The sequence below is a fragment of the Amycolatopsis deserti genome, assembly GCF_014653945.1.
GTDB lineage: Bacteria > Actinomycetota > Actinomycetes > Mycobacteriales > Pseudonocardiaceae > Amycolatopsis_E > Amycolatopsis_E deserti.
In genome coordinates this window covers 690,022-703,621 of the sequence record NZ_BNAU01000002.1, presented here as the reverse complement: position 1 = coordinate 703,621, position 13,600 = coordinate 690,022, and the positions used below count along the sequence as shown (strand labels likewise).

The 13,600-nt window shown below is 73.1% G+C and carries 11 protein-coding genes and 1 pseudogene; 6 read left to right on the top strand and 6 right to left on the bottom strand.

The window, feature by feature from the left end; translation table 11 throughout:
* Positions 1 to 12: 12 nt before the first annotated feature.
* The 3 genes from IE290_RS11850 to IE290_RS11840 all read left to right on the top strand — a co-directional run bounded on the left by IE290_RS11850 (position 13) and on the right by IE290_RS11840 (position 3,238).
* Positions 13 to 1,338, top strand: coding sequence for an MFS transporter (locus IE290_RS11850; RefSeq protein WP_191244591.1), 1,326 nt, complete (start codon positions 13 to 15; stop codon positions 1,336 to 1,338).
* Positions 1,338 to 2,918 (top strand): gamma-glutamyltransferase, encoded by a 1,581-nt coding sequence (locus IE290_RS11845; protein ID WP_191244590.1) that lies wholly within the window; start codon positions 1,338 to 1,340, stop codon positions 2,916 to 2,918. Before IE290_RS11850 ends, IE290_RS11845 begins: the two co-directional genes overlap by 1 nt.
* Positions 2,919 to 3,082: 164 nt before the next feature.
* Positions 3,083 to 3,238 (top strand): DUF6131 family protein, encoded by a 156-nt coding sequence (locus IE290_RS11840; protein WP_191244589.1) that lies wholly within the window; start codon positions 3,083 to 3,085, stop codon positions 3,236 to 3,238.
* Between the two features lie 74 nt (positions 3,239 to 3,312).
* Here the strand turns inward: IE290_RS11840 and IE290_RS11835 are convergent, their stop codons facing one another.
* The 4 genes from IE290_RS11835 to aztA form a co-directional block, all read right to left on the bottom strand.
* Positions 3,313 to 3,621: an STAS domain-containing protein gene (locus IE290_RS11835; protein ID WP_191244588.1), complete on the bottom strand. Its 309-nt coding sequence runs from the start codon at positions 3,619 to 3,621 to the stop codon at positions 3,313 to 3,315.
* Between the two features lie 95 nt (positions 3,622 to 3,716).
* Positions 3,717 to 4,880, bottom strand: coding sequence for a serine hydrolase domain-containing protein (locus IE290_RS11830; RefSeq protein WP_191244587.1), 1,164 nt, complete (start codon positions 4,878 to 4,880; stop codon positions 3,717 to 3,719).
* 104 nt (positions 4,881 to 4,984) lie between these two features.
* Positions 4,985 to 5,788, bottom strand: a complete 804-nt coding sequence (locus IE290_RS11825) for a class I SAM-dependent methyltransferase (RefSeq protein ID WP_191244586.1) — start codon at positions 5,786 to 5,788, stop codon at positions 4,985 to 4,987.
* 68 nt (positions 5,789 to 5,856) lie between these two features.
* Positions 5,857 to 6,552: a zinc ABC transporter ATP-binding protein AztA gene (gene aztA, locus IE290_RS11820; RefSeq protein WP_191244585.1), complete on the bottom strand. Its 696-nt coding sequence runs from the start codon at positions 6,550 to 6,552 to the stop codon at positions 5,857 to 5,859.
* Positions 6,553 to 7,116: 564 nt separating this feature from the next.
* On the opposite strand from aztA, the pseudogene aztB reads away from it, so the two are divergent.
* The 3 genes and pseudogenes from aztB to aztD form a co-directional block, all read left to right on the top strand.
* A pseudogene (aztB, locus tag IE290_RS37815) lies at positions 7,117 to 7,932 on the top strand (zinc ABC transporter permease AztB); the annotation flags it as partial.
* A 1,088-nt stretch (positions 7,933 to 9,020) separates the two neighbouring features.
* The gene (gene aztC / locus IE290_RS11810; protein WP_191244583.1) at positions 9,021 to 9,914 is read left to right on the top strand and encodes a zinc ABC transporter substrate-binding protein AztC; all 894 of its coding nucleotides are present in this window, start codon (positions 9,021 to 9,023) and stop codon (positions 9,912 to 9,914) included.
* Positions 9,915 to 9,928: 14 nt separating this feature from the next.
* Positions 9,929 to 11,062 (top strand): zinc metallochaperone AztD, encoded by a 1,134-nt coding sequence (aztD, locus tag IE290_RS11805; RefSeq protein WP_229874420.1) that lies wholly within the window; start codon positions 9,929 to 9,931, stop codon positions 11,060 to 11,062.
* Between the two features lie 131 nt (positions 11,063 to 11,193).
* Here aztD and IE290_RS11800 read toward each other — a convergent pair whose 3' ends face one another.
* Complete coding sequence (locus IE290_RS11800; protein ID WP_191244581.1) at positions 11,194 to 11,952, bottom strand: MSCRAMM family protein; 759 nt, start codon at positions 11,950 to 11,952, stop codon at positions 11,194 to 11,196.
* A complete protein-coding gene (locus IE290_RS11795; RefSeq protein ID WP_191244580.1) occupies positions 11,949 to 13,586 on the bottom strand; it encodes an MFS transporter in 1,638 nt (545 codons plus the stop codon). The genes IE290_RS11800 and IE290_RS11795 overlap by 4 nt, the downstream gene beginning before the upstream one ends.
* Between the last annotated feature and the right edge of the window lie 14 nt (positions 13,587 to 13,600).

Here is a 13,600-nt window from a genome sequence, read left to right as displayed (position 1 = left end):
GCAAGGAGAACCGTGACCGACCACGACACGCGGGCCCCCGCGACCGACCTGCGCTCGCGTCGCAAGGTGATCATGTCCGCGATGCTCGGCAACGTCGTCGAGTACTACGACTTCGGCCTCTACGGCACCCTCGCCGTGATCATCTCCCGCCAGTTCTTCCCCGAAGGCGACGCCACCGCCGCGCTGCTGTCCACCTACGCGGGTGTGGTGCTGTCCTACGCGCTGCGGCCGCTGGCGGCGATCGTGCTCGGCCCGCTGGCCGACCTCAAGGGCCGCCGGTTCGTGCTGCTGCTGACGATCGCGGTGATGAGCGTCGGCACCGCCGGCATCGGGCTGCTGCCCACCTACGCGGCGATCGGTATCGCGGCGCCGATGATCCTGTTGTTCTGCCGGGTCCTGCAGGGCATCGGCGCCAGCGTGGAGTACACCACGGCGGCCAACTTCATCTTCGAGCACGAGCGCGGCAACCGGCGCAACTACCTCGCCGGGCTGTCCGTGGCGTCCACTTCGGTCGGTCCGCTGCTCGCGACCCTGGTGTCCTACCTGGTGATCTCGGTGATGCCCGCGCAGGCGTTCAACGACTGGGGCTGGCGCATCCCGTTCCTGCTGGCCATCCCGATGGCGCTGGTCGGCATCTACATCCGCCGTCACGTCGAGGAGACCCCGCAGTTCAAGGAGATGGCCGAACTGGCCGAGGCCAGCAAGGTCAAGCAGACGCCGTTCCGCACCGCGGTGCGCGAGCACTGGGGCGCGATGCTGCGCGCCATCGGCCTGGGCGCCGGTCAGCGGGTCGGGTCGTTCGTCATCCAGGCCTACTTCGTCACCGCGATGGTCAAGGCCGGGTTCGCCGAGAACAACGCGCTGCTCGCCTCGCTGCTGACCTACGCGATCGGGCCGATCCCGGCGATCTGGGGCGGCAAGCTCGCCGACAAGCACGGGGCGCGGATCCCGCTCGTCGTCGGCTACGGCCTGTTCGTCGTGCTGACCGTGCCGACGTTCCTGGCGATCGGGTCCGGTTCGCTGTGGCTGGCGGTGGTCGCGGTGGTCGCGTTCACCTTCATCAACAACTTCGTCGGCGCGCCGCTCACCACCGCCTACGTGATGAGCTTCCCGGCCGAGGTGCGGGCCAGCGCGTCCGCGCTCAACTACAACATCGGCACCACCGCGCTGGGCTCGACCGCCGGCCTGATCGCGGTGTGGCTGTTCGACCTCACCGGCACCAACGCCGCGTTCGGCTGGTACATGACGGCGATCTGCGCCGTGTCGATCCTGGTGGCGTTGTTCGCGATGCCGGCCGCGGTCGACGAGCAGCGCCGCAAGACGCTGGCGGAGGCCTGATGGACGCCCGCACCGCCGGTGAGCTGGCCCGCTCGGCCGTCTACGGTCCCAAGGAGCCGGTCGAGGCCCAGCGCGGCATGGTGGTCACCTCGCACCCGCTGGCGGTGCGGGCCGGGCTCGACGTGCTCCGCGACGGTGGCACGGCCGCCGACGCGGCGCTCGCGGCGGCGGCGACCCAGCTGGTGGTCGAACCGCACATGACGGCGCTGACCGGCGGGCTGGAGATGCTGCACTGGGACGGGGCGCGCGGCGAGGCGAGCTACCTCAACGGCAACGTCGCCGCGCCGCTCGCCCCGCTGCCCGGGTTCACCGGCGCCGACCTGACCACCGGCCGGGGTGTCCCGGTCCCCGGCTGGTGGCCGGCCTTCCGCGCCGCGCACGAGCGGTTCGGCCGGCTGCCGCGGGCCCGGTTGCTGCGCGACGGCATCGAACTGGCCCGCGACGGGTTCGCGGTCAACCCCTACCTGTTCGGCGAGATGTACGCGCACCGGGCCGAACTGGGCTGCCACGAGCAGGCGCGGGAGGTGTTCCTGCCCGGCGGCAGCCTCGTCGCGCCGGGGCAGACGCTGAGGCAGGAGCGGGTCGCGCGCACGCTGGAACGGCTGCGGGACGAGGACCTGGACTACTACCTGGGCGACTTCGCGCGGGCGTTCGCCGCCGAGTGCCGCCGCGGTGGTGGGGTGATCACGCCCGACGACTTCGCCGCCTACCAGGCGCAGTGGTTCGAACCGTTGCGCGGCACCTACCGGGACGTGGAGGTCGTGGCCTCCGCACCGCCCGACGACGGCGGGTGCCAGCTCATCGAGGCGCTCAACATGCTGGAGCTGGTGGACCTGCCGGGCCCGGCGCACTCCTGCGTGGACACCCTCGACCTGCTGGTGGCGGTGCACAACGAGGTGTATTACGCGCCGCCGCGCACGGCCGCCGCCGATGTGGAAACCCTGCTGTCCAAGGAGTTCGCGGCCCGGCGCGTGGACCGGCTCGGCGCCCTGCCGCCGGCCGTCCCGGCGCCGGTGCCTGGCACGATCCACGTGACCGTGGTGGACGAGCAACGCAACATCGCCTCGGTCACGCACTCGCACATGGCCTCGCCGTGGGTGAACGGGCTGTTCGCCGAGGGGTTCCAGCTCTCCGGCGGCGGGTCGTTCTTCCAGCGCGGCATGCCGTGGCCGGGCGAGCGCGCGTCCGTGTACCTGGCGCCGAACCTGGTGCTGCGGGACGGGGTGCCGGTGATCGCGTCCGGGTCGCCGTCGGTGTCGCTGGTCGCGTGCGTGCTGCAGAACCTGGTGAACCTCCTCGACTTCGGGATGTCCATCGAGGAGTCGGTGGCCGCGCCGCGGTTCGGGGTGCGGCCGCACGAACCGGCGGCCGGGTGGTTGCCTGGGGTGACGCTGGAGCACGGGTTCGCGCCGGAGGTTGCTTCCGCGTTCCGGCGGCGGTGCGCCGAACGCGGGCTGTGGCTGCGTGATCTCGGGCCGTGGCACTCGCTGACCGGCAACTTCGAGGGCGTGACGCTGGAGGGTGGGCTGCTGCGGTCCTGTGCGGACCCTCGCCGCAACGGCGCGGCGGAGGGTTACTGACCGGTCTTGGTCTACGTGGCGCAACGCTGTGGTCGCGACGCAGCAACTTCGCGCCGCGCGGGTGGTTTCCGGGTTTGATCGATCACCCGGACGGGTATCGCTGGCCGGTCCCCATCGGAACAGGACCGGCGGCGCGGCCTGTCCTGCCGGCAGAAAGAGTTGCCATGATCGTTCTTGGCGTCATCTTGCTCATCGTCGGTTTCCTGACCGGCATCAACATCATCTGGACGATCGGGATCGTCCTCCTGGTCGTCGGTGCGGTCCTGGCGATTCTCGGTACCACCGGCCGGAAGGTCGGTGGCAGGGCGCACTGGTACTGATCCGGGCCACCACCGGTGCCGGCCTCCCTCGCGGGGGCCGGCACCGCCGTGTGTGGATCGGAACCGCCACGGTTTCAGGCCAGCAGGTGGTCCAGTCCCGCGGCGGCGAGCGCCACCCGGGACGCGTGGCTGGCCGGACCCACCTGCACCGGTATCCGGGCCGCCGTCAGGGCCAGCTCCGCGGCGCCGGACACCGACAGGAAGTCCACTGCGGACAGGTCGACCTCGATCCGCCGCGGGCGCAGCCGCCCGGCCGCCGCGAGCGCCTCCGCCAGCGACGGGACCGTCAGCAGGTCCACCTCGCCGGCGACGTGCACCCGCACCACCTCGTCGTCCAGTACCGCCGTCCGGATGTCCACTTCCGCCCGGCCGGAATCCGTCACGCCGCCCTCACCTCCCCGCACAGTCTGAACACGGTTCAAACGCGCGGGAGGCATCTCGGTGCGGATTCACCGGATCCAGTGACGGCGAAGGGGGTTTACCGGCCGGTGATCAGCTTCTGCGTGCGGACCGCGATCGTCTGGAGGTCGAGGTTCGCGTAGTTGCCCAGCACGGCCAGGACCCATCCGGCCTCCGGGTAGACGTCGATCGAGGTCGAGATGCCGTACGTGTTGCCGCCACCGAGCCCGAACGCCCACTGCTCGCCTGCGATGCGGCTGACCGGGCCGTAGCACTGGAACGCGGCGGGCGCGGCGGCGGCACCCGGCGGCGGCTGCGGCACGGGCATGGGCAGTTTCCCGCCGAGGACCAGCGCGGTCGTGGCGTGGCCGAGCAGGCGTTCCTGCCCCAGTAACCGGCCGAAGAGGGCCAGGTCTGCGCAGGTGGTGAACGCGTCGCCGGCCGGTGTGCCGACCACGGTGCCGAACTCGGTGATCCCGTCGGTCAACGCGCCGCTCGCGTCGCGGTGGTAGGGGTGCGCGGCGGTCCGGTCCGCCTCCCACTCCGCTCGGGTGCGGAACCCGGTCCGGGTCATCCCGGCCGCGTCGAACACGTGCTGCCGCACGTAGTCGTAGTACGACTGGCCGCTGACCGCTGCCACGATCGCGCCGAGCAGGTGGTAGCCGGAGTTGCTGTATCGCCAGGCCGCCCCCGGTGGAAAGGCGGGTGCGGTCTGCCGGACGAGTTCGGTGGTGCCGGTCATGGTCTGTTCCCGCGTGGTCCAGCCGGCCGCGGCATCGTCGTAGCCGGGCAACTCGTGGAAGTCGCCGTAGCCCGAGGTGTGGGTGAGCAGGTGGTGCACCGTCACGGTGTCCGGGAACCCGTCGAGGTAGGTGCTGATCGGCGCGCCGAAGCTGAGCTTGCCCCGCTCCGCCAGCTGGGCGACCGCCACGGCGGTGAACAGTTTCGTGACCGATGCCAGTGGGAAGGTCGTGTCCGGACCGTTCGGGATGCCCCGTCGCTTGTCGGCCTGGCCGTAGGAGCGGGCGAGCACGGTGCGGCCGTGGCGGGTGAGCAGGAGCGAACCGGAGAACTCGTCGCGGGCCGCCATGCCGGCGACGTGCCGGTCCAGCTCACCGCCGGGCCGCAGGCCGGCGGGCACCGCGCCGGAGCGGTCGTCGGCCACCGCGGTCCCGGCCGCGAGCACGACCGGTGCGGCGCCGAGCAGGCCCAGGACCGAACGCCGGGTGGGTAGGGCCGTCATGGAGTGTTCCTTCCGTCGAAGTGATCAGCGGAAGGTCTACCGGGCGGCGGATATCGGTGACGGTGGGCGCGACCATACGGAATCCATAGGTCCGGGTTTCCGGCCTAGTCCCGCCGGCCGACGCCGATCAGCGCGCTCGCGTCGAGGGTGTCCAACCCGGCGTCGCGCAGGCCCTCGGTGAAGCGGGCACGGACCCGGCCGAGTGCGTCGGGGGACAGGCCGGTGACGAAACCCCGCATCGCGGAGCCGAGGTAGAACGTCCAGGCGTCGTCCGGGTGCAGCGGCTGCACGTAGCGGACCTCCCGCACCTCGGCGTCCCGCAGCCCGATCGACGAGAGCCAGTCGCCGAGCTTGTCCGCCGTGTCGACGCGCGCGCTCTGGTTGGGGCGTTCCGGCGCGTCCGCGAGGGCGGGGTTGTCCGGCAGCGCGGCGGCGCGTCCGATCGGGACGATGCGGCCCATGCCGTCGGCGCGCCACGTGCTCACCGCGAACCGGCCGCCCGGGCGGAGCAGCCCGGCGAGGTGGCGGGCGCCGGCGTCCATGTCGGGGAAGAAGAACACGCCGAACGAGCTCTGCACGACGTCGTAACCGTCGTGGGGCCAGGCGAGGACGTCGGCGGCCGTGAAGCGCAGCGAGCGCAGGCCGAGGGCGGCCGCTTCCCGGCGGCCCTCGTCGAGCAGGCCCTCGGCGATGTCGACGGCGTCGACCGAGCCCTCCGACCCCACCGCGAGGGCGGCCGGAATGGCGGAGGCGCCGGCGCCGCAGCAGGCGTCGAGCACACGGTCGCCGGGCTGTGGCCGCGCCACGGCGGTGAGGATCTCGCCGAGCGGCCGCCACAGGCGAGCCGACCAGGCGGCGAACTCCGACCGGGCGGCGGTGAACACACCGGCGACGGCTTCCGGATTCATCGGCACTCCATTGTGGACTCGGTTGGTGGCGGGCTCGGAGTTCCACGGTACTGCAGGCACGCCCGTTCTCACCCCCACGCGGCTCGCAGCGCCTCGTCGGTCAGGGTGTCCTCCGGCGGTCCTTCCCCGAGAACGCGGCCGCGGTGCAGCAACACGCAGTGGTCGGCGCTGCGCGCCTCGGCGAGGTCGTGGGTCGCGTGGATGACGGTCACCCCGCTGTCGGCGACCTCGCGGAGCGTGCCGGAGATCGCCTGCCGCGCGGGCACGTCCAGCGCCGCGGTGGGTTCGTCGAGCAGGAGGAGCCCGGTTTCCTGCGCGAGGGCCTGTGCGACCAGCACGCGCTGCCGCTGGCCGCCGGAGAGCGCGGACAACCGCCGCCCGGCGAGCGAGTCCACGCCGAGCCGCGCCAGGCACCGGTCGACGACGGCCCGGTCCTGACGTGACAACCGCCGCCACGGCCGGCCGGCCCAGCGGCCCATCCGGACCGTGTCGCGGACGGTGATCGGCAGCAGCGGCGGGACGGCGTCGTGCTGCACCACGAGAGCCGGACGCCCCGCGGGCCGCTCGACCACCCCCGCGACGGGCCGGACGATCCCGGCGAGCACCCCGAGCGCGGTCGACTTGCCCGAGCCGTTGGCGCCGACCAGCGCGGTGACGGCGCCCGCCGGAAAACCGGCGGAAACCTCACGCAGGACGATCTGCCGGGCGTACCCGGCGGAGATCCCGGTCAGGGCCGCGCCCGTGGGGGTTGTCGTTCGGGTCATCGCAGCTCACCTTTCCCGGAGCCGTTCGCGCCGGCGGGTGACCGTCCGGGCGCGACGTGTGCGCGGTGTCATGGCAGTTCACCTTCCCCGGAGCGGGATGGCGGTGGCTGGGGCCACCCGCTTGGCCCGGCCCGTTCGGGTCCGGGGTCATGGCCTCTCACTGGTCCGTGAGCCGGCCGCGCCGGGCGGGGAAGCGGACGGAGAGCTCGCCCCGGCCAGGCGGGCTGGTTTTGCTCTGGGGCATGGCCCCTCACTGGTCCGTGAGCCGGCCGCGCCGGGCGGGAAGCGGACGGAGAGCCCGTCCCGGCCAGGCGGGGCCGGTTCCGCTCTGGGGCAAGCCCCTCACCGCTCTCGGATCCGCTCGCGCCGGGCGGGAAGCCCCGCCCACCCCTGTGCCGGTCCGGGTTCTGCTCGGGTTCGTGCGCCTTACCCCTCCCAGGGCCGTCCCCGCCGCCCGGGAAGCCGGGAAACCCCCGCTCACGGCCGCCCGCCGTCCGGATTGTGCTCCGCGTCATGTCACCTCACTTTGTAATGATTATCGTTTTCACTATAGGGTGACCCACCGTGGAGTGGTTGATCGCCCCGTTCGAGGTGTCCTTCGTCCAGCGGGCTTGGTGGGGAGGGGTCCTGGTGTCGGGCGTGTGCGCGCTCGCCGGGACGTGGATGGTGCTGCGGGGACTGGCGTTCCTCGGCGACGCGATGTCGCACGGCATGCTGCCCGGCGTCGCGATCGCGGCGTTGCTCGGTGGCAGTCCGCTGCTCGGCGCGGCCTGCAGCGCCGGCGCGATCGCCGCGGGGGTCACCGCGCTGGGCCGGTCGCGCCGGATTTCCCAGGACACGAGCATCGGGTTGCTGTTCGTGGGCATGCTCGCCCTCGGCGTGATCATCGTCTCCCGCTCGCAGTCGTTCGCGGTGGACCTCACCGGCTTCCTGTTCGGCGACGTCCTCGCCGTCGGCGGCCGCGACCTGCTGTTCCTGTCCGCCGCGCTGGCCGTCGCCGCCGTCGTGGCGCTGCTCGGCCACCGCTCGTTCGTCGCGCTGACCTTCGACGAGCGCACCGCGCACACCCTCGGTCTCCACCCGCGACGGGCGCACGCGGCGCTGCTCGGCCTGGTCACGCTCGCGATCGTGGCGTCCTTCCACGTCGTCGGCACGCTGCTGGTGTTCGGCCTGCTGGTCGCCCCGCCGGCGGCCGCGCTGTACTGGGCGCGGCGCGTGCCGGTCGTGATGCTGATCGCCGCGCTGCTGGGCGCCGTCGCGACGACGGCCGGCCTGCTGATCTCCTGGCACTGGGGGACCGCCGCCGGTGCGACTATCGCCGCGGTGGCCGTCGCCCTGTTCGGGCTGTCGGCCCTGGCCGCGCGGCTGCGTGACCGCGTGCCCCGCACGACGCTGACCCTGCTCGCCGCCCTCCCGCTCGCGGCGTGCGCCGCTGAGCCGGTACCCGTCGAGCCGCCACATGGCTACATCGAAGGCGCCGAGGAGACCGCCGAGGCGCAACCGCGACTGGTCATCGCCGACCGGACCGGCGAGGTCCGCGTCCTGGACCTGATCACCGGGCAGACGACCGAGCTGGCCCCGGCGCCCGGCGCCGATCGCATCGCCACCGACGGCCGCTTCGCCTACCTGTCCGCCGGCCGCACCGTGTACCTTGTGGACAGTGGTTCGTGGATGGTCGACCACGGCGACCACGTGCACTACTACCGCACCGCGCCGACGGCCGCGGGAACGCGTCCCGGTGGCCCTGTCGTCGCAGCCCACGCCGACAGTGCGATCACCACCCTGGTTTCCGAAGGCCGCACCACGCTGAAGGACGCCGGGGAAACCGCGGGCGCCGCGATCCCGCTGGGGGAGCGGCTCGTGGTCGCCGACGGTACCCTCGAGGTCCGTGGTCGCGATGGCGCCACCGAATCGGTGCTCGAACCTGCGTGTACCGATCCGCGCGGCACCGCGCTGACCCGGCGGGGAGCGGTGTTCGGGTGCGCCGACGGAGCCGTTCTGGTGTCCGAAAAGGACTTCGCGGCGGTGCGGATCCCTTTTCCGTCCGCGGTTCCGCCCGGCGAACGCCCGGTGGAGTTCAGTCACCGGCCCGGCAGCACCACCCTCACCGCTCGCGCGGGCGATGCGGGCGTGTGGGTGCTCGACGCGACCGCGAAGACCTGGCGCCCGTTCGACACCGGTCCGGTGGTGGCCGTCAACGCGGTCGGCTCCGGCGGAGCCCTGCTCACCCTGACAGCCGACGGCGTGCTGCACGCGCTGAACCCGGAAACCGGCGCGGAAACCGCGCGACGCCCGTTGATCAGCGGGCCGGTCGATCCAGGCGCGACGATCCAAGTGGACACCAACCGCGCCTACATCAATGACGTCGCCGCCCGGGTGGTGCACGAAATCGACTACGCCGACAACCTCCGGATCGCGCGCACCCTGCCCGTCGGCATCGCGCCGGCGCTGCTCGTGGAGACCGGGCGATGAACCGCCTCGTGGCCGCGGTCGTGGCGGCGGTGCTGGTGCTCACGGGCTGCGCCGGCGGCGGCGACCGCGCCGGGGTGGTCGTCACGACGAACATCCTGGGCGACGTCACCCGCGCGATCGCCGGCGACCAGGCGGAGGTCACCGTGCTGATGCGGCCCGGCGCCGACCCGCACTCGTTCGCGCTCTCCGCGCAGGAGGCCGCGCTGCTGGCCGGCGCCGGACTGGTCGTCCACAACGGACTCGGTCTGGAAGAGGGCGTGGCCCGCAATGTGGCGGCGGCCGCCCAGGCGGGCGTGCCCACGCTCGCCGCGGGCGAGGCCGCCGACCCGATCCCGTACGCCGAGGGCGAGCCCGACCCGCACTTCTGGACCGACCCGCGCCGGATGCGCCTGGCGGTGCGGGCGATCGCGGACCAGGTCGCCCAGGTGCCCGGGGCCGACGCGGCGGTCGTGCGGGCCAATGCCGAGGCGTACCTGCGTGAACTGGACGCGCTCGACGCCTGGATGACCGAGCGTTTCGCCGCGATCCCCGCCGATCGCCGCAAGCTGGTCACCAACCACCACGTGTTCGGATACCTGGCGCAGCGCTACGGATTCGAGGTGGTCGGCGCCGTGGTGCCCAGCGGCACCACCCTCGCGTCGCCGAGCCCGTCCGACCTCGCCGGGCTGGCCGGCGCGATCCGCGCCGCCGGGGTGCCGGCGATCTTCGCCGACTCCTCGCAGCCGGACCGCCTCGCGCGAGTGCTGGCCGACCAGGCCGGGGTGCACGTGCGGGTCGTTCCGCTGCACTCCGAATCGCTGACCGCGCCGGGCGGGGGAGCGGCGAGCTACCTCGAGATGATGCGGTCCAACACGGACGCGATCGTCACCGCACTTGCCGAGAACCGATGAGAAAGGTTGTCCCCATGAGAAAAGCGCCCGTGGCGCTGTCCATTGTGGCTTGTTCCGTGCTGGCCGCGTGCGGCACCAGCCCGTCCGCCGCGCCGGAGATCGCCAACCCGGTTGTGGTCACCTACGACGGCGGGCTCCTGGTGCTCGACGGCGCCACGCTCGAGCAGAAGGCGGACCTGCCGCTCGCCGGGTTCAACCGGATCAACCCAGCCGGCGACGACCGGCACGTGATGGTCTCCACCACGGAGGGTTTCCAGGCGCTGGACGCGGTGTCGGCGGAGCTGACCGAGGTGAAGTTCCCCGGCGCGAAGCCCGGTCACGTCGTCCGGCACGCCGGGCGGACCGTGTTGTTCTCCGACGGCACCGGGGAGGTCACCGCGTTCGACCCGGCCGCGTTGTCGAGTGGGCAGCCGGCGACCGAGGTGTACCGGGCGGCCGAGCCGCACCACGGGGTCGCCATCGAACTGTCCGACGGGCGGCTCGTGGTGACGCTGGGCAACGAGGAGGAGCGGCGCGGGATCGTCGTCCTCGACGACGCGCGCAAGGAGATCGCGCGCAGCGAGGAGTGCCCGGGCGTGCACGGCGAGGCGACCGCGGCCGGCGAGGCGGTGGTGATCGGGTGCGAGAACGGCGTACTGGTGTACCGCGACGGGGTGATCACGAAGGTGGCGAGCCCGACGGAATACGGTCGTATCGGAAACCAGGCCGGTTCCGACGCGTCGCCGGTCGTGCTGGGGGACTACAAGCAGGACGAGGACGCCGAACTGGAACGCCCGCGGCAGGTCTCGCTGATCGACACCGCGACCGGCACGCTGCGGCTGGTCGACATCGGCACGAGCTACACGTTCCGCTCGCTGGCGCGCGGGCCGCGGGGTGAGGCGCTGGTGCTGGGCACGGACGGCGGGATCCGGGTGATCGACCCGGCCACCGCGCAGGTCACGCGGACGATCCCGGTGACCGCGGCGTGGGAGGAGCCGCTGGAGTGGCAGCAACCCCGCCCGGCGATCTTCGTCCGGGGAGCCGACGTGTACGTGACCGACCCGGCGACGCGGCAGGTGCACCTGGTCGACCTGGGAACGGGGCAGAAGCGGACGAGCGTGACGCTAGCCCACGAGCCGAACGAGCTGAGCGGCGTCGCGGGCCACTGATCGGAGGGGCGGTCGCTCCGGTGACCGCCCCCTCGGCCACCGGGGCGCTGGCGCCGGTGGCCGAGGAGCCGCGCTGCCCACTGTTTCGCCGGTGGGTGGCGCGGACATCGTTGCGTTACGAGGCGGCTCCACTAAGGACGTTCCAGCACCAGGTCCGCGCTGTCCACCCCCGCCGCGATCGGGGCCACCGCCGGGCGCGCGGTGGCGTTCGTCAGCGTGTACTGGCCCGCCGTCAGCCGGTCGAAGCGGTATGTTCCGTCCGCCCCGGTGACCGTCCCGGCCACCCGCCGGCCCGACAGGTCCCGCAGTTCCAGCGCCAGCCCGGCCACCGGGCGGCCGTCCGCGGTCACCGTTCCGGTCAGGGTGCTGTGCGTGTCCAGCACCAGGTCGACCTCGTGCTCCCGCCCACTGCCCAGCGGCACCACCGCGGCCGCGGGGTCGGCCCCCGGTGTGGCCGCCACCAGCGTGATCTCGCCGGCGTCGATGCCGGTGATCCGGTAGCCACCGTCCGGATCGGACACCGTGCTGGCGATGACGTCCCCGCCCGGCCCGACCGCGGTCACCGCCGCCGTCGCGACCGGCTGCCCGCTGTGCCGGTCCCGCACCACGCCCCGCACGCTCGTCGCCGGTTCGAGGGTGACGTCCAGCGGCGCCACGGGCTCCGCCTCGAGCGCGACGACCGTCGCGTGCGGCTGGAACCCGGCGCGCGAGACGATCAGCACGTAGTTGCCCGGCGCGAGACTCCCCAGCCGGAACGTGCCGTCCGCGCCGGTGCGGGCCCGCGCCACCTGCGCGCCGACCCGGTCGGTCAGCGTCAGCGTCACGTCCGCCAGCGCCCGCCGCCCGCTGCTCACCCGGCCGGTGAGCGTCACCTCCGCCGTCGTGGTCATGGCCGCTCCTTCCGAACGAGGTCGATGTCGTGCCGCTGGGTGAGTCCGGCGCCCACCGGCACCGTCTCGTGCACCACCGGGTGCTCGACCGCCACCAGGGTCAGCGGCTCCGCGGGCAGTGCCGACAGCGCGTACCCGCCGTCCGAACCGGCCACCGCGCTCGCCGCGACGCTCCCGTCGGCCCGGTGTGCGGTGACCGTGACCAGCGCCGCGCCGCCACGAACCGTGCCCGAAAGCCGGCGCCCGGCCGCGCGAGCGACGCGCCGCGCGGGCAAGAAGGCGGCGACGAACAGCGCCACGAGCGCCGCGCCCGCGCCGATCGCCAGCACCACCCGGAACCCGTTCTGCGACGGCACGGTCACCGGTCCCAGCGAGACGGTCATCTGCGCCAGCACCACCCCCGCGACCGCGCTGGAGGTCGAGGTGCCGATCGAGCGCATCAGCGTGTTCAGGCTGTTGGCCGACGCGGTCTCCGACACCGGCACCGCGGACATGATCAGCGCGGGCATCGCGCCGTAGGACAGGCCGATCCCGGCGCCGATGACGCACGAGGCGATCAGCAGCTGCCACACCTCGCCCATCAGCACGATGGTGAGCCCGTACCCGGCGGCGACCACGAGCGCGCCGAGCATCAGCGTCACCCTCGGGCCCCTGGTGCGGGAGATCCGCGCCGACACCGGGGCAGTGGCCATCATGACCAGGCCGGACGGCGCCATCACCAGCCCGGCCACCAGCATCGTCTGGCCGAGCCCGAACCCGGTCGCCGTGGGCAGCTGCAGCAACTGCGGCAGCACCAGCGACATCGCGAACATGGCGAACCCGAACACGACCGACGCGATGTTGGTCAGCAGCACCTGCCGCCGCGCCGTGGTGCGCAGGTCCACCAGCGGTTCCTTCGCGCGCAGCTCCCACCAGCCCCACACCATCAGCACCACGACGGCGGCGACGAACAGCCCGAGGGTCAGCCCGTCGCCCCAGCCCCAGTCGGCGCCCTTGGAGATCGCCAGCAGCAGGCACAGCAACGCGACCGACAGGCCGAGCGCGCCGGGCAGGTCGAACCGCCCGCCGGTGCGCACCGCCGACTCCGGCACCAGCGACACGACCAGCAGGAACGCGACCACCCCGAGGCCGGCGGCGGTCCAGAACAGCACGTGCCAGTCGGCGTTCTCGGCGATCAGCGCCGCGGCGGGCAGGCCGAGCGCGCCGCCGACGCCGAGGGAGGCGCTCATCATCGCGGTCGCCGAGCCGAGTCGTTCGGCGGGCAGCTCGTCGCGCATGATGCTGATGCCCAGCGGGATCACGCCCGAGGCCAGGCCCTGCAGCGCGCGGCCGGCGATCATCGGCACCAGGCTGCTCGACAGGCCGCACGTCACCGACCCCGCCACCAGCAGGACGACGCTGACCAGCAGCATCCGCCGCTTGCCGTACATGTCGCCGAGGCGGCCGACGGTCGGCGTCGCGACCGCGGCGGCCAGCAGCGTGGCGGTGATGGCCCACGCGGTGTCCGCCGACGAGGCGCCGAGCAGGCCGGGCAGCTCGGGGACCAGCGGGATGATCAGGGTCTGCATCAGCGAGACCACGATGCCGGTGAACGCCAGGACCGGCACCACGCGGCCGGTGCGGGCAGAGGACATGGCAGAAGCCTCCG